This is a genomic window from Variovorax dokdonensis (genome assembly GCF_030316895.1).
Classification (GTDB): domain Bacteria; phylum Pseudomonadota; class Gammaproteobacteria; order Burkholderiales; family Burkholderiaceae_C; genus Variovorax; species Variovorax dokdonensis.
Genome location: NZ_JASZYV010000001.1, coordinates 122,163 through 145,190, shown reverse-complemented (window position 1 = coordinate 145,190; position 23,028 = coordinate 122,163). Strand labels below are relative to the sequence as shown.

At 66.9% G+C, this 23,028-nt stretch carries 23 protein-coding genes and 1 pseudogene; 2 read left to right on the top strand and 22 right to left on the bottom strand.

What is annotated here, in order from left to right; genetic code table 11:
- Window positions 1–77: 77 nt before the first annotated feature.
- Window positions 78–566, top strand: a pseudogene (locus tag QTH91_RS23135) (ArsR/SmtB family transcription factor); the annotation flags it as partial.
- A 111-nt stretch (window positions 567–677) separates the two neighbouring features.
- A complete protein-coding gene (locus QTH91_RS00715) occupies window positions 678–1,151 on the top strand; it encodes an SRPBCC family protein (protein WP_286659575.1) in 474 nt (157 codons plus the stop codon).
- A 4-nt stretch (window positions 1,152–1,155) separates the two neighbouring features.
- Here QTH91_RS00715 and QTH91_RS00710 read toward each other — a convergent pair whose 3' ends face one another.
- The 22 genes from QTH91_RS00710 to QTH91_RS00605 all read right to left on the bottom strand — a co-directional run bounded on the left by QTH91_RS00710 (window position 1,156) and on the right by QTH91_RS00605 (window position 22,967).
- A complete protein-coding gene (locus QTH91_RS00710) occupies window positions 1,156–1,887 on the bottom strand; it encodes an RNA polymerase sigma factor FliA (protein ID WP_286658118.1) in 732 nt (243 codons plus the stop codon).
- 43 nt (window positions 1,888–1,930) lie between these two features.
- Window positions 1,931–2,662 (bottom strand): MinD/ParA family ATP-binding protein, encoded by a 732-nt coding sequence (locus tag QTH91_RS00705; RefSeq protein WP_286658117.1) that lies wholly within the window; start codon window positions 2,660–2,662, stop codon window positions 1,931–1,933.
- A 16-nt stretch (window positions 2,663–2,678) separates the two neighbouring features.
- The gene (flhF, locus tag QTH91_RS00700) at window positions 2,679–5,183 is read right to left on the bottom strand and encodes a flagellar biosynthesis GTPase FlhF (RefSeq protein WP_286658116.1); all 2,505 of its coding nucleotides are present in this window, start codon (window positions 5,181–5,183) and stop codon (window positions 2,679–2,681) included.
- Between the two features lie 2 nt (window positions 5,184–5,185).
- Window positions 5,186–7,285 carry a flagellar biosynthesis protein FlhA gene (flhA, locus tag QTH91_RS00695; protein WP_286658115.1) on the bottom strand — a complete coding sequence of 700 codons (2,100 nt, stop codon included), beginning with the start codon at window positions 7,283–7,285 and terminating at the stop codon, window positions 5,186–5,188.
- Window positions 7,282–8,427 (bottom strand): flagellar biosynthesis protein FlhB, encoded by a 1,146-nt coding sequence (flhB, locus tag QTH91_RS00690; protein WP_286658114.1) that lies wholly within the window; start codon window positions 8,425–8,427, stop codon window positions 7,282–7,284. The genes flhA and flhB overlap by 4 nt, the downstream gene beginning before the upstream one ends.
- 110 nt (window positions 8,428–8,537) lie before the next feature.
- On the bottom strand, window positions 8,538–9,185 hold the full coding sequence (gene cheZ / locus QTH91_RS00685; protein ID WP_286658113.1) for a protein phosphatase CheZ: 648 nt from the start codon (window positions 9,183–9,185) through the stop codon (window positions 8,538–8,540).
- 1 nt (window position 9,186) lies between these two features.
- Window positions 9,187–9,585 carry a chemotaxis response regulator CheY gene (gene cheY / locus QTH91_RS00680; RefSeq protein ID WP_286658112.1) on the bottom strand — a complete coding sequence of 133 codons (399 nt, stop codon included), beginning with the start codon at window positions 9,583–9,585 and terminating at the stop codon, window positions 9,187–9,189.
- A gap of 36 nt (window positions 9,586–9,621) precedes the next feature.
- Window positions 9,622–10,701, bottom strand: a complete 1,080-nt coding sequence (locus tag QTH91_RS00675; RefSeq protein ID WP_286659574.1) for a protein-glutamate methylesterase/protein-glutamine glutaminase — start codon at window positions 10,699–10,701, stop codon at window positions 9,622–9,624.
- 2 nt (window positions 10,702–10,703) lie between these two features.
- On the bottom strand, window positions 10,704–11,333 hold the full coding sequence (gene cheD / locus QTH91_RS00670) for a chemoreceptor glutamine deamidase CheD (RefSeq protein WP_286658111.1): 630 nt from the start codon (window positions 11,331–11,333) through the stop codon (window positions 10,704–10,706).
- Window positions 11,330–12,160: a CheR family methyltransferase gene (locus QTH91_RS00665; protein ID WP_286658110.1), complete on the bottom strand. Its 831-nt coding sequence runs from the start codon at window positions 12,158–12,160 to the stop codon at window positions 11,330–11,332. The genes cheD and QTH91_RS00665 overlap by 4 nt, the downstream gene beginning before the upstream one ends.
- Before the next feature lie 92 nt (window positions 12,161–12,252).
- On the bottom strand, window positions 12,253–13,590 hold the full coding sequence (locus tag QTH91_RS00660) for an EAL and HDOD domain-containing protein (protein ID WP_286658109.1): 1,338 nt from the start codon (window positions 13,588–13,590) through the stop codon (window positions 12,253–12,255).
- Window positions 13,591–13,598: 8 nt separating this feature from the next.
- Window positions 13,599–15,656: a chemotaxis protein CheA gene (gene cheA / locus QTH91_RS00655; RefSeq protein ID WP_286658108.1), complete on the bottom strand. Its 2,058-nt coding sequence runs from the start codon at window positions 15,654–15,656 to the stop codon at window positions 13,599–13,601.
- 14 nt (window positions 15,657–15,670) lie between these two features.
- On the bottom strand, window positions 15,671–16,594 hold the full coding sequence (gene motB / locus QTH91_RS00650; protein ID WP_286658107.1) for a flagellar motor protein MotB: 924 nt from the start codon (window positions 16,592–16,594) through the stop codon (window positions 15,671–15,673).
- Window positions 16,595–16,618: 24 nt separating this feature from the next.
- Window positions 16,619–17,479: a flagellar motor stator protein MotA gene (gene motA, locus QTH91_RS00645; protein ID WP_286658106.1), complete on the bottom strand. Its 861-nt coding sequence runs from the start codon at window positions 17,477–17,479 to the stop codon at window positions 16,619–16,621.
- A 44-nt stretch (window positions 17,480–17,523) separates the two neighbouring features.
- Window positions 17,524–18,078: a flagellar transcriptional regulator FlhC gene (flhC, locus tag QTH91_RS00640; RefSeq protein ID WP_286658105.1), complete on the bottom strand. Its 555-nt coding sequence runs from the start codon at window positions 18,076–18,078 to the stop codon at window positions 17,524–17,526.
- The gene (flhD, locus tag QTH91_RS00635) at window positions 18,075–18,428 is read right to left on the bottom strand and encodes a flagellar transcriptional regulator FlhD (protein ID WP_286658104.1); all 354 of its coding nucleotides are present in this window, start codon (window positions 18,426–18,428) and stop codon (window positions 18,075–18,077) included. The genes flhC and flhD overlap by 4 nt, the downstream gene beginning before the upstream one ends.
- Before the next feature lie 251 nt (window positions 18,429–18,679).
- A complete protein-coding gene (locus tag QTH91_RS00630) occupies window positions 18,680–18,967 on the bottom strand; it encodes an EscU/YscU/HrcU family type III secretion system export apparatus switch protein (protein ID WP_286658103.1) in 288 nt (95 codons plus the stop codon).
- Entirely contained in the window at window positions 18,964–20,253 is a 1,290-nt protein-coding gene (fliK, locus tag QTH91_RS00625; RefSeq protein WP_286658102.1) for a flagellar hook-length control protein FliK, read from the bottom strand. Before fliK ends, QTH91_RS00630 begins: the two co-directional genes overlap by 4 nt.
- Before the next feature lie 22 nt (window positions 20,254–20,275).
- Window positions 20,276–20,608, bottom strand: coding sequence for a flagellar protein FliT (locus tag QTH91_RS00620; protein ID WP_286658101.1), 333 nt, complete (start codon window positions 20,606–20,608; stop codon window positions 20,276–20,278).
- A gap of 36 nt (window positions 20,609–20,644) precedes the next feature.
- The gene (gene fliS / locus QTH91_RS00615) at window positions 20,645–21,067 is read right to left on the bottom strand and encodes a flagellar export chaperone FliS (protein WP_286658100.1); all 423 of its coding nucleotides are present in this window, start codon (window positions 21,065–21,067) and stop codon (window positions 20,645–20,647) included.
- A 32-nt stretch (window positions 21,068–21,099) separates the two neighbouring features.
- Window positions 21,100–22,554: a flagellar filament capping protein FliD gene (gene fliD / locus QTH91_RS00610; RefSeq protein WP_286658099.1), complete on the bottom strand. Its 1,455-nt coding sequence runs from the start codon at window positions 22,552–22,554 to the stop codon at window positions 21,100–21,102.
- Window positions 22,555–22,595: 41 nt separating this feature from the next.
- A complete protein-coding gene (locus QTH91_RS00605) occupies window positions 22,596–22,967 on the bottom strand; it encodes a flagellar protein FlaG (RefSeq protein WP_286658098.1) in 372 nt (123 codons plus the stop codon).
- Window positions 22,968–23,028: the final 61 nt, after the last annotated feature.

Here is a 23,028-nt window from a genome sequence, read left to right as displayed (position 1 = left end):
GGGATGGAAGGTGCGCAGTTTAGGCGCGGAACAAACACTTCCCGGCACCGTTGGCGTCGGCCAAGCGCCCCGCTGCGATGGACATGAGATTGGTGCAATGGACGCCAGGACCGCTGGCCGGAGACCTCAACCAATTAACCAGGCATCAACTAGGCCTCGGCGATTGCGGCAATGGACACCTTCAGCCCCGGAACTCGTACCGGCAACTTCGCTCCTTGCCGCGCTGGAGGGTCCTCCCGAGGCCAAAGGCAAGGCCGCGCAGGAAAGCGCCACAGCGTGGCGGTATTGGCCACAGGGGCTTGCGCCAGCCCAGCACATCCCCTAAAGTTAGCCAAATGGCTAACCATCAACCCCAGCTCAACCAGATGTTCCTGGCCCTGGGCGACCCGACACGGCTTGCGATCGTCGATCAGTTGGCGAGTGGCGCCGCTTCGGTGAAGGCGTTGGCGGCGCCATTTCGCATGGCCCTGCCCTCCTTCATGAAGCACCTGGGCGTGCTGGAGCGGTGTGGCCTGGTGCGCTCGCGCAAGGAAGGCCGGGTGCGCATGTGCGAGCTTCAGCCCGCCGCGATGGAGCGGGCGCAGGACTGGCTGGAACAGCAGCGCCAGACCTGGGAAGCGCGCACCGATCGTTTGACCCAGTTCGTCGAAACCCTCTACGCAAAGGAACTGCTTGCCATGTCGTCGACACTCAATCCCGCGCTCGACCTCGAGATCGTCCGTGTGCTGCGCGCGCCGCGCGCCCTGGTCTGGAAGGCCTGGAGCGACCCCGACCACCTGAAGCAATGGTGGTGCCCCAAGCCCTGGACCACCGAGGTGCGCGCCTTCGACTTCCGCACCGGCGGCGCTTTTCACACCTTCATGCGGGGGCCGGACGGGGGCGAGAGCGACAACCCCGGCGTGTTTCTCGAAGTGACGCCCATGTCGCGCATCGTGACCACCAGTTCGCTGGGCGCGGGCTGGCGTCCGCAGGAATCCTGGCTGCCCATGACGGCCTTCATCACGATGGAAGACGAAGGCGGCAGCACCCGCTACACGGCACGCGTGCTGCACCGGGACGAAGCCTCGCGCAAGCGGCACGAGGAGATGGGCTTCTACGAAGGCTGGGGCACTTGCATGAGCCAGCTCGAGGCCTACGCCGCCGCGCTCTGAGCCCTCAGAGCAGATCGGCCAGCTTCGCCCGCAAGCGGCTGATGGCCTGGCTGTGCAGCTGGCAAACGCGGCTCTGGCTCACTTCCAGAATGGCGCCGATCTCGCGCAGGTTCAGTTCCTCGTCGTAGTAGAGGTTCAGCAGGAGCTGGTCGCGCTCCGGAAGCTCGGAGATGGCCTGAACCAGCTGCTCCCGAAAGCCGCTTTCCATCAGCTGTGCGAGCGGATCGTCGACCAGACGATCGCCGCGCGCGGCCCGGGCATGCTGGTCGATGAAGGGATTCTCGGAATCGCCCTGCGCGAAGTCCTCGACGTACAGCAACTGGCAGCCCTGGATCTCTTGCAGCAGCGACTGGTAGTCGTCCAGATCCATCTTCAGTTCGCGGGCGATCTCGCCTTCGCTGGGCGCGCGGCCCAGTCGATGCTCCAGCGCCTGGATGGCTTTCTCCACGCCACGGCCCGATTGCCGCAAGCCGCGCGAGCCCCAGTCGCTGGCCCGCAGCTCGTCGAGCATCGCGCCGCGGATGCGCTGGCTGGCGAAGGTCTCGAACTGGGCGCCCTTGTTGTCCTGGTAGCGGGTGGATGCATCCAGCAGGCCGATCATGCCGACCTGGATCAGATCGTCCAGCTCCACGCTGGCCGGCAGCTTGGCGAGCATCTGCAATGCAATTCGGCGCACCAATGGATAGTGCTGCTCCAGCAGATGCGATTTCTCGATGGTTCCCTGTGCGGTGTACACGTGTGCGGTTCTCGGTTGAGGAACGATGGTTTCCAGACGACCCTCAGGCGGCAGCCACGGCCCGAGGGGCCGGCGACTGACGGGGCCAGTGCAGCAGTGCGGATGCCACGCGCCGCAGGTCCAGCGCGGCCGGGCTGGCCGGGAAGGCCTCGACCACGGTTCGGCCCAGGCGGCGCGCATCCTCGAGGCGCGGGTCCGCATGCAGCCAGCCGGCCGGCGAAAGCGAAACCGCCAGATAGCGGCTGCCGGCGGCCGACAGGTTGGCCATGATCTGCAACGCGCCCCGCTCATCGGGCGCGGCGTTGACCAGGAAGCGCGCCTGTTGCAGCCCGTGCGCGTAATGCAGCCGCTTGACGCCGGCATAGGCGGCGGTGATGGATGCAGCGCGCGGCTGCAGCACCAGCAAAAGATCGTCGGCCGCTTCGGCGGTGGCCGACAGGCGGCCCTCGTCATCGAGTGCGGCGTCGATCACCACCACGCCGCCGGGACTCCAGCTGCGCGGATCGAAGTCGTGCGAGAGCAATTCGCCTTTGGCTGGCTTCACGTCGACGGCGCCATCGCCGCGCGCAAGAACAGCGGCGGAGCCGGCGCGTGGCGCATGTTCATCGAGCACCAGCACCTCCCTACCCTGCACGGCCAGCGCAGCGGCCAGGCCCATCGCCACCGTCGTGGTGCCCTCGCCACGGCTCATGCCGGCCACGGCCACCACGTGCGTCGATGGCGGCGCCAGAAGACGGCGCAGACCTTCGGCTTGATCGACAACCCGTTTGCTCATGCGCGAACACCTTTCCTCACGCCTCGTTCGCGACGGCCACCAACTGCCGGGTCGGCGCGGTCGATTCGGTGCCCAGGGCATCAAGCAGCAGGAACAGCTTGGTCACGCCCAGGTACAGCTGATTGCCGCTGGGCGCCTGGCCGCCGCGCAAGGTGCGTCCGGTGAGTTGGCCGAGCAGAGTGCGCGCGCGCGCCGCCCACTCGCCCTGCGCATGCATCAGGCGCCAGACGGTCGTGCCCACCTGGCCCGCGACCAGCAGGCGTTTGACCATGGCGGGATCGCCGGGCTCGCCCAGGCCGCCGGCGAGTTGCACGCCCTGGCGCATCAGGCGCAGGCAGGCTTCGGCGTCGGTGGCCCATCCGTGCCATTGCGCCAGTTGCGCCGCATCGACCTCGTGCTCCAAGTTCGAAAGCAGGTAGTGCTGCGCGAGGATCTTGTGAGTGCGCGCGTCCATGACGCGCACGGCCACGCAGCGCAGCGGCTTGAGTTCGGCGGCCTCTGGACCTGCGCGCAGCAGCACCTGCAGGTGGGCCTCGCGGCGCACGGCCGGCTTGCCGCGATGGGTGATGGCGACCGCGTCGCCGTAGTCGAACGGCAGGCGCGCCAGCGCGTACGACTGGCCGCCTTGCGCGTCGATCACGCCGGTGACGGCCGAAGCGCGCGCCAGCCAGCGCAGCCCCTGGGCCTGCCACTCCTGCAGCGCCTCCAGCGAGGGCAGGCGGCCCAGCAGATGAACCACCGGCTTGCCGTTGGCCTGCGCATCCAGCCACTGCACCTGGCGCGCCTCGGCGCGGCGGCGCTTGTCCATGCTGCCGCGCGTGCCGGCGGTGGACAGCCATTGATTCGGCGCGGCGATCGCCAGGCCACTGCGGTCGGACAGCAGCAGGCTGCTGTGGCAGGCATACGCATCGCCGCCCTCGCTGGTGCGAAGGCTGACGCGGCCGTACACCGCCAGCACATGCCGGCTGCAACCCGACGCGATCTCGCTCTGAGCCTGCGCGGCCAGCACCTGCAGCAGTGCCTGCTGCGTGATGTGCTCGTCGCCGGCGCGGCGCCACAAACGACGCGCGGTGTCGAATCCGATGCCCGCGCCGCTCAGCGATGCCGCCGTGCCGGCCAGCTCCTGCGCGTCGTGCGCCATCGCGCGGATCAGGTTCTGGTACTGATGGCGAAGCCGGTCCGCCTCGGCCTGCGCCTGCAGTTCGCCGGCGCTCGGGCCGGTGCCTTCGGGCGCCTCGCGCATCTCGGTCTCGGGCGGCACGAACAGCGGTTGGTGGCGGCGCGGCTGGAACACGCTATCCACCAGTTGCGCGGGGTCGGCCACCATGAGGTTCTCGGGCACCTTCTGGCCGCTGGACACGTAGTGCACCGGCAGGCGGTGGCGGATGGCCGTGTCGATCAGGGCACCGGGGTGCGTCGATTCGTCCACCTTGGTGAAGATGCAGCCCGCGAGATCGCTGCCCTGGCGGTACGCGTGCACCACCTCGTTGAGGGTGTCGCCGTGGCTGGTGGCATTGAGCAGCAACATGCGCTTGACCGGCCGACGGGCGTTGCACAGCATGGCGATCTGCTCCGACAGGGCACGGTCGCGCTGGCTCATGCCCACGGTATCGATGAGCACCATGTGCTTGCCCTGCAGGTCCTGCAAAACCAGATGCAGGTCGGCCGCATCTTTCACGGCGTAGACGGGCACGCCCAGGATCTGGCCATAGATGCGCAGCTGCTCGTAGGCGCCGATCCGGAAGCTGTCGGTCGTCACCAGCGCGAGCTTGTCGGCGCCGAAACGCATCACGCAGCGAGCCGCAAGCTTGGCGGTGGTGGTGGTCTTGCCGACGCCGGTCGGCCCCATCAGCGCATAGACGCCGCCCTGGCGCATCAGGGCTTCTTCGTCCTGCATGACCGGCATGGCGCGGATCAGTTCGGAGCGCGCAAAGGCCAGGCCTTGCGCATAAGTCTGTCCGGTGGGCAGCTTTTCGAGCATGGCGCGCGACAGCCGCGCGCTGAAGCCTGCGCCGAGCAAGGTGCGCAGCAGGCGGCCACGGGCAGGGTCCTGCCGCTGCTGGTCGTTCCACAGCGCGCCGGCCAGTTGCTCTTCGAGCATGCCGCGCATGGAGTGAAGCTCGTTCAGCACGGCGTCGGACGACGCAGTCGGGGCGACGGCCGGCACGGCAGCGCTTGGCGACTCGGCGACGGGCGCCGCAGGCCGCGCGGCGGGCTGAAGCGCGATGGGCGCAGCCGGTGCGGCTTGCGGCGCGGCTTGCATGGCCGGCGCAACCGGCGCACTCGCCGCTGGTGCGATCGGGGCGACAGACGCGGCCGGCTCCGCGGCGCGCTCGGCAACCGCCACGGCCTGCGCAACCTCGCCCTCGACCATCGCGACGATCTCCACGCCTTGCGCGCTCGCACGGTTGCTCAACACGATGGCCTCGTCGCCCAGCGCCTCGCGCACCAGGCGAAGGGCTTCGCGGCTGGTCGCCGCGAAGAATCGACGGGCCGATGCCCGCACGTCAGTGTTCGTCATGTTCAAACTCGTCCTCCAAGGGTGGCGGTGATCTTGATGTGGCGCGAATCAGGGATCTCGGCGTGCGAGAGCACCTTGAGCCGCGGAATGCTCCGGCGCAGGAATCGGGCAAGCAGCACGCGCAGCCCGTGCTGAACGACCAGCACCGGTGCGATGCCCAGTTGCTCCTGCCGCTCGACGGCAGCCTGCGCTTCGCGAAGAAGGTTGTCGGCCAGCCCCGGCTCGATGCCGCTGTTGCTGGTCAGCGCCTGCTGCAGCACGCGGTCGAGTGAGGCATCCAGGCCCATCACCTGCAGCTCGGAATCGCCAGGGAACAGCTGCTGCACGATGGCTCGGCTGAGCGCCAGGCGGGTGAGCGAAGTAAGCTCGGTCGCGTCCTTCACCGTCGGCGCGTGCTCGGCCATCACGTCGAGGATGGTGCGCATGTCGCGGATCGAGACTTCTTCTTCGAGCAGGTTCTGCAGCACCTTGTGCAGCGTGCTGAGCGACAGCACCTTGGGCACCAGCTCCTCGGTGAGCTTGGGCGCCGTCTTGGCGATCTGGTCGAGCAGTTGCTGCACTTCCTGGCGGCCGAGCAGTTCGGCGGCATGCGTCTGGATCAGGTGATTCAGGTGCGTGGCCATCACGGTGCAGGCATCGACCACGGTGTAGCCCTGGATCTGCGCCTGCTGGCGCAGGTTCGACTCGATCCACACGGCAGGCAGGCCGAAGGCCGGGTCCTGCGTGGGCGTGCCGGGCACTGTGCCGGTGACCTGTCCGGGGTTGATGGCCATCCACATGTTCGGGAAGGCTTCGCCCCGGCCGATCTCCACGCCCTTGAGGCTGATCACGTAGGTGTTGGGCCCGCGCTCCAGGTTGTCGCGGATGTGCACGACCGGCACCAGAAAGCCGATCTCCTGCGCGATGCGCTTGCGGATGCTCTTGATGCGGCCCAGCAGCTCGCCCTGCTGCGACTGATCGACCAGCGGGATCAGGCGATAGCCCACTTCCATGGCCAGCGGATCGATGAGCGCGACGTCGTCCCAGGTGGCCTCGGCGGCATCCACCGACGGCGCCGCCGTGGCCTGCGCCGCGGCCGCCGCTTCGGCCGCGCGCTGCTGCTGCGGCTTGCGCTGCGCCAGCCGATAGCCGTAGTAGCCCAGGCCGCCGGCAATGAGCAGGAACGCCAGGTTCGGCATGCCCGGGATCAGGCCCATCAGGCCGATGATGCCGGCCGTAAGGAACAGCACCTGCGGATTGGAGAAAAGCTGCCCGGTGAGCTGCCGGCCCACATCCTCGTCGGTTGTCACGCGCGAGACGATCACGCCGGCCGCGGTGGAGATCACCAGCGCCGGGATCTGCGCCACCAGGCCGTCGCCGATGGCCAGCAGCGTGTAGGTCTTGCCGGCAGCGGAAAAGTCCAGCCCGTGCTGCAGCATGCCCACCACCAGGCCGCCGATGATGTTGATGAACAGGATCAGGATGCCGGCGATCGCGTCGCCGCGCACGAACTTGCTGGCGCCATCCATCGAGCCGTAGAAGTCAGCCTCTTGAGCCACCTCGGTGCGGCGCTTGCGGGCCACATCCTCGCCGATCAGGCCGGCGTTGAGGTCCGCGTCGATGGCCATCTGCTTGCCGGGCATGGCGTCGAGCATGAAGCGCGCCCCCACCTCGGCGATGCGGCCCGCACCCTTGGTGATCACCATGAAGTTGATGATCACGAGGATGATGAACACCATCACGCCGACGGCAAAGTTGCCGCCCACGAGGAAGTGGCCGAAGGCCTCGATCACCTTGCCGGCCGCGTCCGGACCGGTGTGGCCGTGCATCAGCACCACGCGGGTCGATGCCACGTTGAGCGACAGGCGCAGCAGCGTTGAAAAGAGCAACACCGCCGGAAAGGCCGCAAAGTCCAGCGCCTTCATCGTGTACATGGCCACCAGCAGCACCATGACCGACATCGCGATGTTGAAGGTGAACAGCAGATCCAGCAGGAAGGCCGGCAACGGCAGCACCATCATGCTCAGAATCAGGATGATGAGCACCGGGCCGGCCAGGCCCTTGAACTGCTTGCCGCCCATGAACTGCTGCGGCAGGCGAATCAGGTTGGCCATCGCGCTCATGCAGCCTCCGCCGGGTTGTAGGCCAGCTCGTCGGGCACGGGCAGCGCCGTCGGCGTGCGCGGCGACTGGCCGCCTTCCTCATGCCAGCGCTTGAGCTGATAGACCCAGGCCAGCACTTCGGCCACGGCCGTGTACAGGCCGGCAGGAATCTCGTCGCCGAGGCGCGTGTGCTTGTACAGCGCCCGCGTGAGCGGTGGCGCCTCGAGCGTCGGCACCTTGTTCTCGGCGGCGATCTCGCGGATGCGCTGGGCGATCAGGTCGGTGCCCTTGGCCACGACGCGCGGCGCGCGCATGGCGCCATCCTCGTACTTCAGCGCCACGGCGAAGTGGGTCGGGTTGGTGACGACGATGTCCGCCTTGGGCACCTCGGACATCATCCGGCGCCGCGCGATGGCCTGCTGCTGGCGGCGGATCTGCGCCTTGATCTGCGGATCGCCTTCGCTTTCCTTGTGCTCCTGGCGCAGGTCTTCGCGCGACATGCGCAGCTTGCGGTGGTAGCTCCAGAGTTGCCACGGTGCGTCGATGGCGGCCACGAGCACCAGCGCGGCGGCGATGAGTGCGCAGTCGCGCGCCACCAGCATCACCGCCTGCGGCAGCGCCGCACTGGGCGCGAGCGCCATGAGCTGCATCATCTCCTCGATGTTTCGCGAGATGACCCACCACGCCACGCCGCCGATCAGCAGCGACTTGGCCAGGGCCTTGAGCAATTCCGCCAGTGACTGCGAGGAAAACATGCGGGCAATGCCCGACAGCGGATTGAGCTTGTTGAACTTGGGCGCGATGGCCTGGCCCGAGAACAGCCAGCCACCCAGCAGCATCGGAGCCACCAAGGCCGCGGCGGCCATGGCGAAGAAGAGCGGCGCCACCGCGATCAGCACCTGCATGATGCTGGCGCCAACCTGCGCGATCATCTGCATCGGATCGAGCGCGCTGTTGCGCTCGAAGGCCAGGCCCTTGCGCATGGCCCGCTCCAGCGTGCCGCCAACGGAGCCGGCCATGAACCACAGGCCGCCGATGGCCGTGCCCAGCATCACCAGCGTGCTCAGCTCCCGCGAGCGGGCAACGTTGCCTTCCTCACGCGCCTTCTCCAGGCGCCTTTCGGATGCTGGTTCGGTTTTTTCGAGATCGCTTTCCTCAGCCATTCGTGCTCCATCGAGCACGGTGGGGAAACGCCTGCTCGTGACTGATTATTCGATCCGAGGGGCCCGGGCAATCGGCCGATCAAGCAGCACTTCGCCCCTCATTTCCACGCTCAGAAGCCCAGGCTTTCGAGCAGGTCGTCGACCTGCGACTGATCGGTCACCGCATCGGGGTTGTTCGCCGAGATCTGCGGGCCGTTGAGCAGGCCGGCATTGGCCGCCTCGGGCCGGCGTTCGGCCGGCGAGTTGTCGATCAGCACCTGCAGCAGCTGCGTCTCGACCTCGTTGACGACTTCCATCATCTTCTTGATGACCTGGCCCGTGAGGTCCTGGAAGTCCTGCGCCATCAGGATCTCCATCAACTGCGCATTGATGGCGCCGGCGCGCTCCGGCACGTCCTTCAGATAGCCCCGGGTGTCCAGCACCAGCTCGCGCGCGTTGTTCAGCTCGATCGGGTTGGCGAACCATTCGTCCCAGCGCTTGTTCAGCGCCTTGGCGTCGGTGGCCAGCGCCTCCTGCAGCGGCTGCGCCACGTCGATGGCGTTGAGCGTGCGGTGGGCCGCGCGCTCGGTCGTCTCGGCCACGTAGTTGAGTCGCTCGCGCGTCGACGGAATCGCCTGCGCGGCGCGCTCGACCTGCTTGTCCAGCCCCAGTTCGCGCATGCCATCGCGCAACTGGCGCATGACCTGCGCGATGCGGCCCAGGAGGGCTTCGGCGCTGTCGCCCGCTTCGGGGCTTTGCGCGTGGGGTTGGGCGCTCATGTCATGCCACCTCTTTGGCCAGTCGCTCGAAGATCTTGCCGAGCTTTTCCTCGAGCGTGGCCGCCGTGAAGGGCTTGACCACATAGCCATTGGCGCCGGCCTGTGCAGCGGCGACGATGTTCTCCTTCTTCGCCTCGGCCGTGACCATCAGCACCGGCAGCTTGGCCAGCGCCGGATCGGCACGGATGTTCTGCAACATCGTCAGGCCGTCCATGTTGGGCATGTTCCAGTCGGAGACCACGAAGCCGAAGCTGCCGCCGCGCAGCTTCTCGAGCGCCGCCGCGCCGTCCTCGGCCTCGTCGACGTTCAGGAAGTCCAGTTCCTTCAGCAGGTTGCGCACGATGCGGCGCATGGTCGGGAAATCGTCCACGACCAGGATCTTGATGCTCTTGTCGATCACTTCTTCACTCTCTCTCGTTTCTGGGTGGGTGGATGGTTAGACGCGGTTGGTCCGTGCGCCGAAGGTGCGCAGGTGGGCCAGCACGCGGCGGCTCATTTCCGACAGAGGGGCGACCTCCTCGGCCGCGCCCAGCGCGATGGCTTCCTTGGGCATGCCGAAGACGACGCAGCTGGCCTCGTCCTGCGCCAGCGTGTAGGCGCCGGCGCGCTTCATGCGCAGCAGGCCCTCGGCGCCGTCGCGGCCCATGCCGGTCAGGATCACGCCGATGGCATTGCGCCCCGCATGCCGCGCGGCCGAGTCGAACAGCACGTCGATCGACGGGCGGTGCCGGTTGACCGGCGCCTCCTGGTCCAGGTGCGCCACGTAGTTGGCGCCATTGCGCGCCACGGACATGTGGAACGCGCCCGGCGCGATGTAGGCATGCCCGGGCAAGACGCGCTCGCCGTGCTGCGCTTCCTTGACGGTGATGCGGCAAAGGCCGTCCAGCCTCTGCGCGAAGGACTTGGTAAAGCCGGCCGGCATGTGCTGCGCGATCAGCACCGCCGGGCAGTCCGGGGGCAGCGGCTGGAGCACCTCGCGGATGGCCTCGGTGCCGCCGGTGGAGGCGCCGATGATGATCAGCTTCTCGGTGGAAAGCAGCGGACTGCGCAAGAGCGGCTCGCCCGCGGGGTCGGCCGCCGTCCGGTTGGCGGCCTGGCGCAACGCCGAGATGCGCGCACCGAATGCGGCGCGGATCTTGCCGGCGATCAGCTCGGTGTAGTTGAGCAGTCCGTCGCGAACGCCCAGCTTGGGCTTGGTGACGAAGTCGACGGCCCCCAGCTCCAGCGCACGCAGCGCGATCTCCGACCCACGCTCGGTGAGGGACGACACCATCACCACGGGCATGGGCCGCAGGCGCATCAGTCGCTCCAGGAACTCCAGCCCGTCCATGCGCGGCATCTCGACATCGAGCGTCAGCACGTCCGGGTTGGTGGCCTTGATGAGGTCGCGCGCCACCAGCGGGTCGGCCGCGGTGCCGACGACGGTCATGTCGGGCTGGCTGTTGATGATCTCGCTCATCACACTGCGGATGAGCGCCGAATCGTCGACGCAGAGCACCTTGATCTTGGGATTCACGCTCACGGGATTCCTCTGCTGGCGACCAGCGTTGGGGTGGACAGCCGGCTCAGCAATTCGCCCTCGTCGCGCTGCACGCGCTGCACCTCGGCCTGCCCACGCAACCGGCGCACGATGGCCTTGCCGCTGTCGGGCATGAAGCACACGCGCCGCGCATGCGGGCCGCGCAGGTCCTGGGCGGCCACCGGAATGCGCTGCGCAGCCAGGTAGCGCAGCACGAAGTCGGCATTGCGATCGCCGATGTTCAAGGTCGTCATGTTGGGCAGCACCGCGCCGCCGCCGAAGACCTTGGCGCGAAGGCGCTCGCGACGCGCACCGGCGCGCAGCATCTCGCGCAGCAGCACCTCCATCGCATAGGCGCCGTAGCGCATCGACTCGGCCGATTCACGCACCTGGCCTTCGCCTTCCTCGGCGAGCATGAAGTGGTTCATGCCGGCGATGCCGTTGTCCACGTCGATCAGGCAGGCGGCCACGCAGGAGCCCAACACGGTGGTCAGCACCGTGTCGGCGGTCGTCACGTAGTACTGCGAGGGCAGCAGCTTGACCGCCATGCGGCCCAGCTCGCGGTCCATGTAGTGCAGCGTGGCCAATGCGCCGGGCTCGGCCAGCGAGACGGGCGGCCTGACGCTCACCGCGCGGCTCCCGGGCTGCGCGCCAGTTCGTAGACGGTGTGGCCCAGCGGCTTGAAGACCGGATTGACCAGCGACGCATTTTCCGAATGGCCGGCGAACAGCAGGCCATCGGGCTGCAGCACCGGCACGAAGCGATCGAGCACACGCTTTTGCGTGGGCTTGTCGAAATAGATCATCACGTTGCGGCAGAAGATGGCGTCCACCGGCTCCTTGATCGGCCAGCCCGCGTCGAGCAGGTTGAGCCGCGAGAACTTGACCATGGCCGCCACCTCGGGCCGTATGCGCACCTTGCCGGCGTTGGCGCCCGTGCCCTTGCTGAAGAAGCGGCGCAGGCGATCGGCGGACAGGCGTGCCACCTGCTCGCTGGTGAAGACGCCGGCGGAGGCCTTCGACAAGACCGCCGTGTCGATGTCGGTGGCGATGACCTTTGCATTGCCCGCGCGCTCGCCCAGCGCCTCGATCAGCGTGATGGCGATGGAGTACGGCTCCTCGCCCGTCGACGCCGCCGCGCACCACACGGTGACGGGGTGCCGCGCCTTGCGCACATGTTCGGCCAGCACCGGGAAGTGGTGCGCCTCGCGGAAGAACGAGGTCAGGTTGGTCGTCAGCGAGTTGATGAAGTCCTGCCACTCGTCGCCGTCGGGGCGCGCTTCGAGCATGTCCAGGTAGTCGCAGAACTGGGACAGCCGCAGTTCGCGCAGTCGGCGCGAGAGGCGGCTGTAGACCATCTGGCGCTTCTGCTCGCCCAGGGCGATGCCGGCGCGGCGATGGATGAGCGAGCGCACGCGGGCGAAGTCGCTGTCGGTCAGGAGGTATTCGGTGTTCACGGCGTGCGGATGTTGGCTTGCCGGTCAATGTAGGGGCGAAGCGCGCGGGCCAATGCCTCGATCAAGGGGCGATTGGCCGCGCTGATCAGACCCTAGGCATTGCCCGCCTGGCTGATCTCGCGCGCCCAGGCAAGTGCCTGGAGATGCGCGGCATTGACCTGGTCCGCGCTGGCGAACAGCGCCTCGGCCCGCTTGGCCAATTGGCCCTCGTCGGCGACGCTCGCTTCGACCAGTTCGAGAAACGGTGCGTAGACACCCTGGCGCGACAGGATCGCCTGCTGCACCGCGTCGGTCAGCTGCACGTGCGCCAGCACCTCGCGCATGGGCATGCCCAGAAGCTGGTCCATGAGCGAGAACATGCCCACCACGAACAGGTTGTCGGCCTCGCCCGCCGCCAGCATGCCGCGACCCATCAGCTCGACGAAGCGTCCGCGCATGATGGCCCGCTTCATCATGAAGGGCGAGCTCACGCCGCTGGTGGTGGCCAGCAGCACCGACAGCCACCGGAACAACGGCGAGTAGCCCAGCATGGCCACCGCGTGCCGCATGGACGTGATCTCGACGCCGGCACCGATGGCCGGCGAATTGATGTGGCGCAGCAGCCGGTAGGTGAGCGCGGCGTCGCGCTTGAGCGCGGTCTCGATGACGGCGATTTTCTCGTTGCGCTGGAGCATCTGCATGAGCTGCACCAGTTGCATCGCGTCGGGGTGGAGCTCGTCGCTCTCCACCTTCACCTGCGGACCCGGATGGTGTTCGTCGACGAAGACCTCGACCTGCATCGCGGTGCAGCGGTCGAAATGCTCCCAGCCGAGCATTCGGGTGGCCACCAGCGGGCGCAACAGTTGCCCGGCCGGGGCGCTGGCACGCAAGGCATCGATCAACGCCTCGTCGCCATCGTCCACGTCCAGGTGCGTTGCCAGCATGAGCAGTTCCGGATCGGCCGCGATCGCCGACGGCAGTTTGTCGCCGCCCGAGAGCAGAAGGCCGAAGCCCTGCTCGCGCATGAAGGCGACCATCGTGCGGATGTCGGGGTCGAGCACTTCGTCCAGCGACATGCGCAGCACCACGTTTTCCGGCGGGAGCTCTTGCAGCTCGGGCAGGAACAGCGCATCGGCGTCGATGTCGACATGAACCGGCCGGTTGCCCAGGCGCCAGCCTTCTTCTTCGGGATTGAGGTGGCGCGCCAGGCAGGACAGCATCGCGCGCGTGCTTTCGACCGGGTCGACCTGGCCGCCCGGCACGCGCCAGCTCATCCGATAGCCCTGCACGCGCATCTGCGCGTCCAGCAGCAGCGCGCAGCCGAGGTAGCCATTGGCCGCATCGCCCTGCGTGCCTTGAAGCAGACCATCTGGCGCCGAACCGGGTGCTGCGGCGCTTCCGGACGCCGCATTGCCGGCAGCCGACCGCTTGAGGAATTCGAAATCGAACATGCCGTTCCTCAGGCGTTCAGGGGTGTCTTGCGGGCCGCGTCGGCAAGCGCCGCCGCACTGACCGCCTGCGCACGCTGGATCTTGGGCATGGCGCCCACGTCGATGATGAAGGCCACGCTGCCGTCGCCCAGGATGGTGGCCGCGGAGATGCCGGGCACCTTGCGGTAGTTGGTCTCCAGGTTCTTGACCACCACCTGGTGCTGCCCCAGAAGCTCGTCGACCAGCAACGCGAAGCGCGCGTCGTCGGCCTGCACGATCACCAGGATGCCTTGCGCCGGATCGGTCTGCGCACCGGCCACGTCGAACACGCGATGCAGCTCGATCAGCGGCAGGTATTCGCCGCGCACCTTGATCACCTGCCCGTCGCCGGTGACGGAATGCAGGTGCTCGGCCAGCGGCTGCTGCGACTCGATCACGTACGACAGCGGCAGGATGTAGGCCTCCTGCCCCACCTTGACCGACATGCCGTTGAGGATCGCCAGCGTCAAGGGCAGCACGATGCGGGTGGTCGTGCCATGTCCCTGGCGCGAGTGGATCTCCACATGGCCACCCATCTCCTGGATGTTGCGCTTGACCACGTCCATGCCGACACCGCGTCCGGAGATGTCGGTGACCTGCTCGGCGGTCGAGAAGCCGGGCGCGAAGATCAGTTGCCAGACCTCTTCGTCCGGCATCGTGTCGCTCACCGCCAGGCCCTGCTGCATGGCCTTGGCGAGGATCTTGTCGCGGTTCAGCCCGGCGCCGTCGTCGCTCACCTCGATGACGATGTTGCCGCCGTGGTGCTGCGCCGACAGCAGCAACTGGCCAGTCGCGTCCTTGCCCTTGGCGCGGCGCACGTCCGGCGTTTCAAGGCCGTGGTCCAGGCTGTTGCGCACCAGGTGCGTGAGCGGGTCGATGATGCGTTCGATCAGGCCCTTGTCGAGTTCGGTCTCCTTGCCGAAGGTGTCCAGGCGCACCTGCTTGCCCAGCTTGGCGCTCACATCGCGAATGACGCGCGGGAAGCGGCTGAAGACATAGTCCATCGGCATCATGCGGATGGACATGACCGATTCCTGCAGGTCGCGCGCATTGCGCTCCAGGTGGCCGAGTCCGCTCAGGAAGCGCTCGTAGGCCACGGGGTCGAGTCGGGTCGCCGCCTGCGTCAGCATCGATTGCGTGATGACCAGTTCTCCCACCAGGTTGATGAGCTGGTCGACCTTCTCCACGTCCACGCGGATCGAGCTGGACTCCTTGCCGCCCTGCGCGGCGGCTGCCGGCGCTGCAGCCTGGGCGCGTGCCGAGGCAGGCGCCGCCGAAGGCACGGCCGGTGCGCTTGGCGTCACGGGCGCGGCGGCAGGAGCGGCGGCTGCCACCGGTGCAGCCGCACCGGCCGGCGTGATCGTGATCTGCGATTCGTCGATCACGAAGCAGCACACGGCAATGATGTCGTCGCTGGTGCAGGTGGTCTCCAGCGTGACCGACAAGGTTTCGCCGCTGCCCGTGCGCTCGACGATGCGGCCGAGGTTGGCCAGCTCATCGGCCAGCAGGTCGCACTCGCCGGCGCCCAGGCCGCTGAGCCGCACCTGCAGCGCCCCTGCGGCGCCCGCAGGCGCGGCGGGCGTCGCAGCAGGCACCGGTGCCTTGGCGGGCGCCGGTGCCGCAGCCGCGACCGGTGCCGCTGCCGCACCGGCTGCGCCGGGCGCGGTCTCGAGCGCGAGTTGTTGCAACACGGCGCAGATGTGCGCCACCCGTTCAGGCTCGGGCTCCTGGCCCGCCTGGTATGCGGAGACTTGTTCTTGCAAGGCGTCCTTCGTTTCCAGGAATGCATCGATCATCGACGCGGACAAGTGAAGTTGTGCGTGCCGTGCCCGATCCAGAAGCGTTTCGAGCAGGTGGGTGGTTTCGGTCAACGCGCCAAAGCCGAAAGTGGCCGCGCCGCCCTTGATGGAATGGGCTGCGCGAAAGATCGCGTTGAGCTGTTCGGAGTCGGGCGCGTCGACGTCGAGCGTGAGGAGCAACTGCTCCATCTGCTCCAGCAACTCAACGGCTTCGACGAAGAATGCCTGGGAAAACTGACTGAGGTCCATCGGGAGTCTCGAAGCTAGGGATGAGGGGCGGGCGGTTGGAATGAAGCGGGCGACAGCACCTGCGTGGATGCCTTCGCCGCGACGACGGCTGGCCCCGGCTGGAAGGCCACCTCGGCGCTGTTCTCGTGTTCGATCTGCTGCTGCGTCTTGCGGTTGAGCAAGATGATGCTGATGCGGCGGTTGATGGGGTTGCGCGGGTCGGCCTTGTCCAGGTGCATGCTGTCGGCCAGGCCCACCACGCGCATCACCTTCTTCTCGTCCATGCCGCCGATCACCAGTTCGCGGCGCGAGGCGTTGGCACGGTCGGCCGACAGCTCCCAGTTGCCGTAGGAACGGTCGCCGTTGGTGTAGACGATGGCGTCGGTGTGGCCCGACAGCGTGATCTTGTTGGGCAGCTCGTTGAGCGCCGGCGCCAGGGCCCGCAGGATGGCCCGTGTGTAGGGCGCAAGGCGCGCGCTGGCCAGCTCGAACATCGGGCGCTTCTCGCTGTCCACGATCTGCAGGCGCAGGCCTTCGGTGGTCAGGTCGATCAGGATCTGCGACTGGAACTGGCGGAACACCGGGTGCTTCTCGATCAGCTCCTCGATCTGGCGCTTCACCTCGGCCAAGCGCGCGGCTTCCTCGTCGGCCTGGCGGTCTTCCTCGGTGACCTGCCGCTCGCCCTCGGACTTCATCGAGTCGGGGCCACCGCCGGGAATCACGCTGGAGCTCAGGCTGGCCTTGTCGCCTCCGGACAGCGCCACCTTCAGCGGCATCCGAAAGCGCTCGGCAATGCCCTCGCGCTGTTTGTCGGTGGAGATCGACAGCAGCCACATGACCAGGAAGAACGCCATCATGGCGGTCATGAAGTCGGCGTAGGCGATCTTCCAGCCGCCGCCGTGGTGACCATCGCGGCCCGCGGTGATCCGCTTGACGACGATGCGTTTTTCTTCGCTCATGCCATGTCCCCTGGGTTTCGGCCGTCAGCGCGCCTTGACTTCGCGCACGTGGCTGTCGAGCTCGGTGAACGTGGGCCGTTCGGTCGAGAACAGCACCTTGCGGCCGAACTCCACCGCCAGTTGCGGCGCGTAGCCGTTCAGGCTGGCAAGCAGCGTGACCTTGGCGCACTGGTAGACCTTCATGCCCTCTTCCACCTTCTGGTCGATCAGCGTGGCCAAGGGGGTGACGAAGCCGTAGGCCAGCAGCACGCCCAGGAAGGTGCCGACCATCGCGTGCGCGATGAGGGCGCCCATCTCGGAAGGCGGCAGGTCGGCCGATGCCAGCGCATGCACCACGCCCAGCACCGCAGCCACGATGCCCAGCGCCGGCAGCGCATCGGCCACGCGGGCCAGGCAATGCGAGGGCACTTCGGCCTCATGGCGGATGGTCTCGATCTCGTGATCCATGAGCGCCTCGATCTCGAAGGCATCGGTATTGCCGCTGATCACCAGGCGCAGGTAGTCGCACAGGAATTCCATGATCCCTGCGTCGCCCAGGATGCTGGGGTAGCGGTTGAAGATCTCGCTTTGCTGCGGGTTCTCGACGTCGCTTTCGAGCTTCATCATCCCGTCGCGACGCGCCTTGGCCAGCAGTTCGTACAGCAGCGCCAGCAGGTCCATGTAGAGCTGCCGGTTGTGCTTGGAAGAGCGCAGCAGGTGCGGCAGTTCCTTGAACGTGGCCTTGATGGCCTTGCCCTTGTTGCCGGCAATGAAAGCGCCGAGCGCCGAGCCGCCGATCATCAGCAACTCGATCGGCTGGAACAGAACGCCGAAGTGCCCGCCCATGAGTCCGTAGCCGCCGAAGACGGCGCCCAGGACGACCAGATAACCCACCATTACGAGCACGCTTGTTCCCCTTTTCGCCCGCAGGCGTTGAATGTCAAAGTCGCCTAGGCCGCGACCGGCTCCGGTTCCGGCTCGCTCGCGCGGGCGGTTCGTACTTTTCCGGCCCGTGAAGGCGGCTTGCACAGCACGCAGACGTAGCCGCGCTTGTTGTCGTGCGCATGCGCCACGAAGTGCCCGCCGCAGCGGCAGCAAGGGCTCAGCTGGAGCATGTCGCTGTCGAAGAAGCGGACCATCGTGTGGGCGCGGGTGAAGTCGAGCACCACCTCGCTGTCCGTCGCCAGCACCTGCTCGCGGTAGAGCCGATAGCTCTTGATCAGCGCCTGCAACGGATGCTCGTCCGCCTGCTCGCGCATGAATTGATAGATGTTGTAGAACATGGACGAATGGATATTCGCCCGCCAGGTGATGTACCAATCGGTGGAAAAAGGCAAAAGGCCTTTTGGTGGCGAAACGCCCTTCAATTCCTTGTAAAGCGAAATAAGCCGTTCCCGGCTCAATCCGACTTCGGATTCGAGAAATTGGAGGCGAGCGCCCAAGTCAATCAGCTCAATGGCCAATTGAATGCTTTTGACCTCGCCGAGGACGCTTTTCTTGGTCATGCCGCTTCACCGACTTTTTCGGAATTGATGCGGCGTGCCGCCATCAATATCGACATGTGCGCCTGTTGCATCAGCGATTCCTTTTCGTCGCCCATGGCTGAAAAGACCGGATGGTCGTGCAGGCGGAAGCTGCAAAGCAGGAATGTCGACGCGGCCAATTTCATGATCTGCGACAGGGACATGTTGGCCAGGAGGTCGGCCAGTTCGCGGCTGATGCCAAGACGGAACATGGCTTCGGCGCGGTCCTGCTTTACGAGTTTCTGCGCGAGCAACATATATGCAAGATTGATGTCCCCAATTTCCCGAGTAATTTGGGTGTCAATTTCGGCGACTTCTCTATCCAATTCCACTTCTGATCTCCACGACTTGTAGTCTCGGAATTTAGTGTACGGTAACGAACGTTACCAAGTGCAACATGTTCGGCAAGAAACGATTTCAAGCGGAACTAGTTGGCACTTCGCATGTTGTGTAAAAAAACACGTTTTGGAAGAAAGTACTACTCCAATCCCCTTGCCATCCAATGCGTTTTCATAGAAATGGATACTTAACGTTCCACTTTGGAATACGCCGTGATTTATTTCACGAATTGAATTCATGCAATTCACGGCGCCTTTGCCTCCAGTTCGTGAAGCCAGGCCATGACCTCGGCCACGGCCCGATAGAGTTGGGGCGGGATCTCCCGGTCGAGGTCGACCTGCATCAGCAGCGACACCAGTTCGGGCGAGCTGTGCACGAACAGGCCATTGGCCTTGGCTTCGCGCACGATCGACTCGGCCACCACGCCGTAACCCTTGGCCACCACCACGGGTGCCTTGCCGGCGTCGGCATGCGACAGCGCCACGGCACCGCCGCGCGGCTCGTCGTTGCGGGGGCTTGCGATCGGGGTCATGCCGCCTGCTCCGGGGTTTGCGCCTCGGCGGCGCGCACCTGGAATTCACGCAGGCGCAAGCCCGCCGCTTCCATGCGGCCGGCCAGCGACTCGCCACTGCTCGCGGCAAGCCGCACCGATGCGTCCTGCTCCGCGGTCAGGTTGGCCTGCACGGCATCGCCCGCAACGCCGAGCCGCACGTCGACCGTGCCCATGTGAGGCAGTTGCATCGACAAGGTGGTCAACCACACGCGTTCGGCGACGGGCGCTTGTTCATGGGCGCTGGCGGCGTCTTCATGCTCGCGCTCCTGCGACGGCGCCTGGATCGACCAGGCCATCGGCACGCCCGGCCACGCGAAACCGTTCCAGCGAAACACCGAGGTGGCGAGCAGGTCCAGTTGCTGATGGACCAGCGTGACCGCCTGCGGCGGCTGAAGGCCATCGCCGGACACGCGTGTCGATCTGTCGATCGCAGCAGCGCCTGAATCGTCCAGTTCCAACGTCGACGGCGCGCCACCTTCCGCTGCCGCGTGCGCCGCCGTCCAGCGATAGGCGGCCTGCATGCGGCTGGCCTCCTGCGTAAGCGCAGCGGGCGACGTGGCCGGCGCACCGGCTGCGGGGTCAGCGTCTGGCGAAGACGATGCGTGGTCCTGCTCGGACTGGCCCGCTGAACCTGGTGAATGAGGCGCCGGATGTTCAGCAGCGGCAGGCAACGGCACGGCGGCCATCACGCCCGCTTGCAGTGATCCGGCCGAAGGGATATCGGCGGGCTGCGGCGCAGCCTGCGCGGCAGATGCATCCGCCATCTTCGCGCCCAGCCAGCGCGCCTGCGGCTCGGCTTGCATCTGGGCAAGCGTGCGGGCACCTACGGCGAATTGCGCCAGGTGCGCTTCATAGAACAGGCCGCTGTGCTCGACGGCGCCAGCCAGCGATCCGGCCAGAGAAGAAGCAGCTGCGGAGGCGGTCCACAAGGCCGTCGTGCCACGCACCGGCCCCGCGTCGCCACGCTCCTGCGCAAGCACGGAACGAATGATGCGCGCGGCGGCCGACCATTCGAATTCGACCGAGGACTCCGGCGCGCCTGCGCCGTCCTTGCCGGATGGGTGCGGCGCATCCGCCACCGTGGACGGCAGCAGGCGTTCCATGGCCGCGCGAGAAGGCAGGCGCACTTCGTTCTCGGCACGCTGCACCAGCGGCACCTCGCCGGTCGCGCCGATCTCGGCCTCGGGCTTGATGGCGGCCACATCCACGCGCCGGCCAGCATTGGCCGCGAGCAGAGAGTCGATCAAGGTGGAGAGGCCGATCATGGTCATCACGCTGGTGGACGTCCTAGTGCCGAGGCCCGTAGGCTTTGTCCAGGCTGCGCTGCGCGCTGAGGCTGCCCATCCGCGTGAGCAGGTCGTTCAACTGCGGCTGCACCAGCCGGGCCACCGTCTCCTGATCGGCGCGGATGCGCTCGATCAACTGGCATGCCTGTTCGCGCAGCGAGGGCTCGAGCGACTCGGCCGAAGGCAGGTCCTTCAACCGTGCGATGAGGGCGGCGCACTCTGTCTCCAGCGCCGGCAATTGCGCCCACTCTCTGGCCGCAGCCAGTTGGGCCATGTGCTGGGCATGCTCGGCCAGGCGGCTGTAGCAATGCAGCACTTCGTTCGCGTGTGCCATGTTGTTCTCGTTGTCTTGCATCGGGTCTCGCCAGGCTCAGCCTTGCGCCGCTGCGGGATCGATCTCGCGCCAGGCCGAAGCGATGTTCTCGAGCAGGCTGTCGGCCTCGTCCAGCGCCGCAGCGTCGTTGCGCAGGTTGGCCAGCAACAGCCGTTGCACGATGTAGTCGTACAGGCCGGCGAGGTTGGCGACCAGTTGCGCGCCCGCCGGCCCCGCCGCGTCCGCATCCAGGCTGGCCTTCAGGCCGTTGTCCACGATGTTCACGGCCTTGGAGATCGACAGCCCCTTGGCCACCACGTCGCCGCTCGCGATGTGATGACGCGCCATGCCGATGGCGGTCTTGGCGCCATCGAACAGCATGCAGATGAGCTGGTGCGGCGACGCGCTCATCGCGCCGGACTCGACGCCGACACGCGCATAGGCGCCGGCGCCGGTCCTCAGATGGTGGGAGGTGTACATGTCTGCTCCAGGCTTGCTTGTTGGTTGGTGCGTCAGCTGCTGCTGGCGCCGCTCATGGCCTCGAACTGCTGCTTCAGGTAGGTCATGGTGTTGTTCATGCTGTTGACCAGCACGTCGAGTTGCGTGAACTGCGTGCGGTAGCGCTCCATCGTCGCGTCGATGCGGTCCTGCATCGCGTTGTACTGGTCGGTCAGGTCGTCCAGCGTGGCGTTGACGCCGTCGGTGGCCACGGCCAGTGCGCCGCCGCTGCCCGACAGCTCTGTGACCAGCGCGCTCATCTGCTTGCCATAGCCGGCGCTGCTGCCCGTGGCGCTGGAGAACAGCGCGGCCACGCCCGTCATGTCCTTGTCCACCACCGACTTGAGCTTGTCCGAATCGAGCGACAGCGTGCCGTCCTTCTGCAGGCTGACGCCGATCTCGGAGAGCACCTTCATCGAGTTGGCATCGCCGCCCTGCGGCGTTGCCAGCACCTGGCGCACGCGCGAGAGCACGCTGCGCAGCGTCTGGTCACCGGTCAGCGCGGCACCGGTGTTGGTGTCCGTGTCGTAGGCGCTCAGCGTCGTGGCGGTGCTCTGCAGCGTGTTGTAGGCGTTCACGAAAGCGGTGACCGCGGTGCTGACCACCGATGCGTCGGTCGTCAGCTTCAGGCTCGTGGCACCGGTGGAAAGCAGGTTCAGCGTCGTGCCCTGGATCGCCTCGGACACGGTGTTGCTCGCGCTCACCACGTCGATGCCGTTGACCTTGAGCTTGGCATCCTGCGCGACGGAGGTCTGGCGCATCGACTGCGTGCCGGCGGGATTGTTGGCCAGCAGGTTCTGCAGCGCGCTGTCGCCGCTCACGTCGATCTGCATGCTCGACGCTTCGCCGGTCTTGGTCGACGTGAGCACCAGGCGGTAGGGCGTGCCGCTGCCGTCGTTGATCACGCTGGCCGTCACGCCGGCGTTGGCCTTGTTGATCGAGTCGCGGATGCCTTCGAGCGTGTTGGTGCCTTCGCCGATGGTGATCGACAGTTCGCTGCGCTCGGTGTCGGGCGCGAAGCTGGCGCCGCTGTACTGGCCGGTGGCGGCATCGAGCGTGCCGCCCGAGATCGTGCCGAAGCGGATCGTGACCGTGCCGTTGCCGATGGCCGACTTGGCGCTGGCCTGCCCCACCGACACCAGCGACTGCGACTGGGCCAGCTGACTCACGTCGAGCGCATAGTTGCCGGCCACCGCAGTCGACGACGTGGTGGTCGAAAGAATGCTCGTGTCGCCCACGCCCGCCTTGACGGTGTTGAACAGCCCGGGGTCGGAAAGCTTCTCGCTGGTGGTCTTGAGCGTGTTGAGCGCGCTCTGGATCTGCGAGTAGGCGGACAGCTTGCTGGTGTAGCTGGTCGCCTGCGTCTGGATGCGCGTCAGCGGTGCGCTTTCGGCGGTCTCCAGCTGCGTCAGGAGCGTGGAAAGATCCAGGCCCGAACCGACGCCGAGGCTGCTGATGGAAGTGCTCATCGAAATATTCCTATGTGTTGGGTGTGCGCCTTGCCTTCGGCTCAGGCGCTTTCGCTCACCAGCACGCCGGCCGATTGACCCAGCACCTTGGCCAGGCGCAGCACCTCTTCGGTGGGGATCTGGCGGATCAGCTCGCCGCTGTTGCGGTCGACCACCTTGACCACCATCCGGTCGGCATCGGCGTCGAGCTCGAATCGCACGCCCACCGAACGCTCGGCCAGCGATGCATTGAGGTTGCGCACCGCTTCTTCCAGCGCGCTGGGCGCCGCCGCCTTGGCCGCGTCCGACGCGCGCCGCGCTTCGGCCTGGCCCGGGGCATGGGCTGCCTGGGCATTCACTTCGTCGGCACGCGCCGACGGAAGGTGAACCACCCGGGCGTCGCCACCTGCATTCGTGGCTGCTGGAATCGACATGCGATGCACTCCTTGTCGTTGTCTTCGCTTTTCCCTGCGTCCTGCGCGGCTTGCGCTCAAG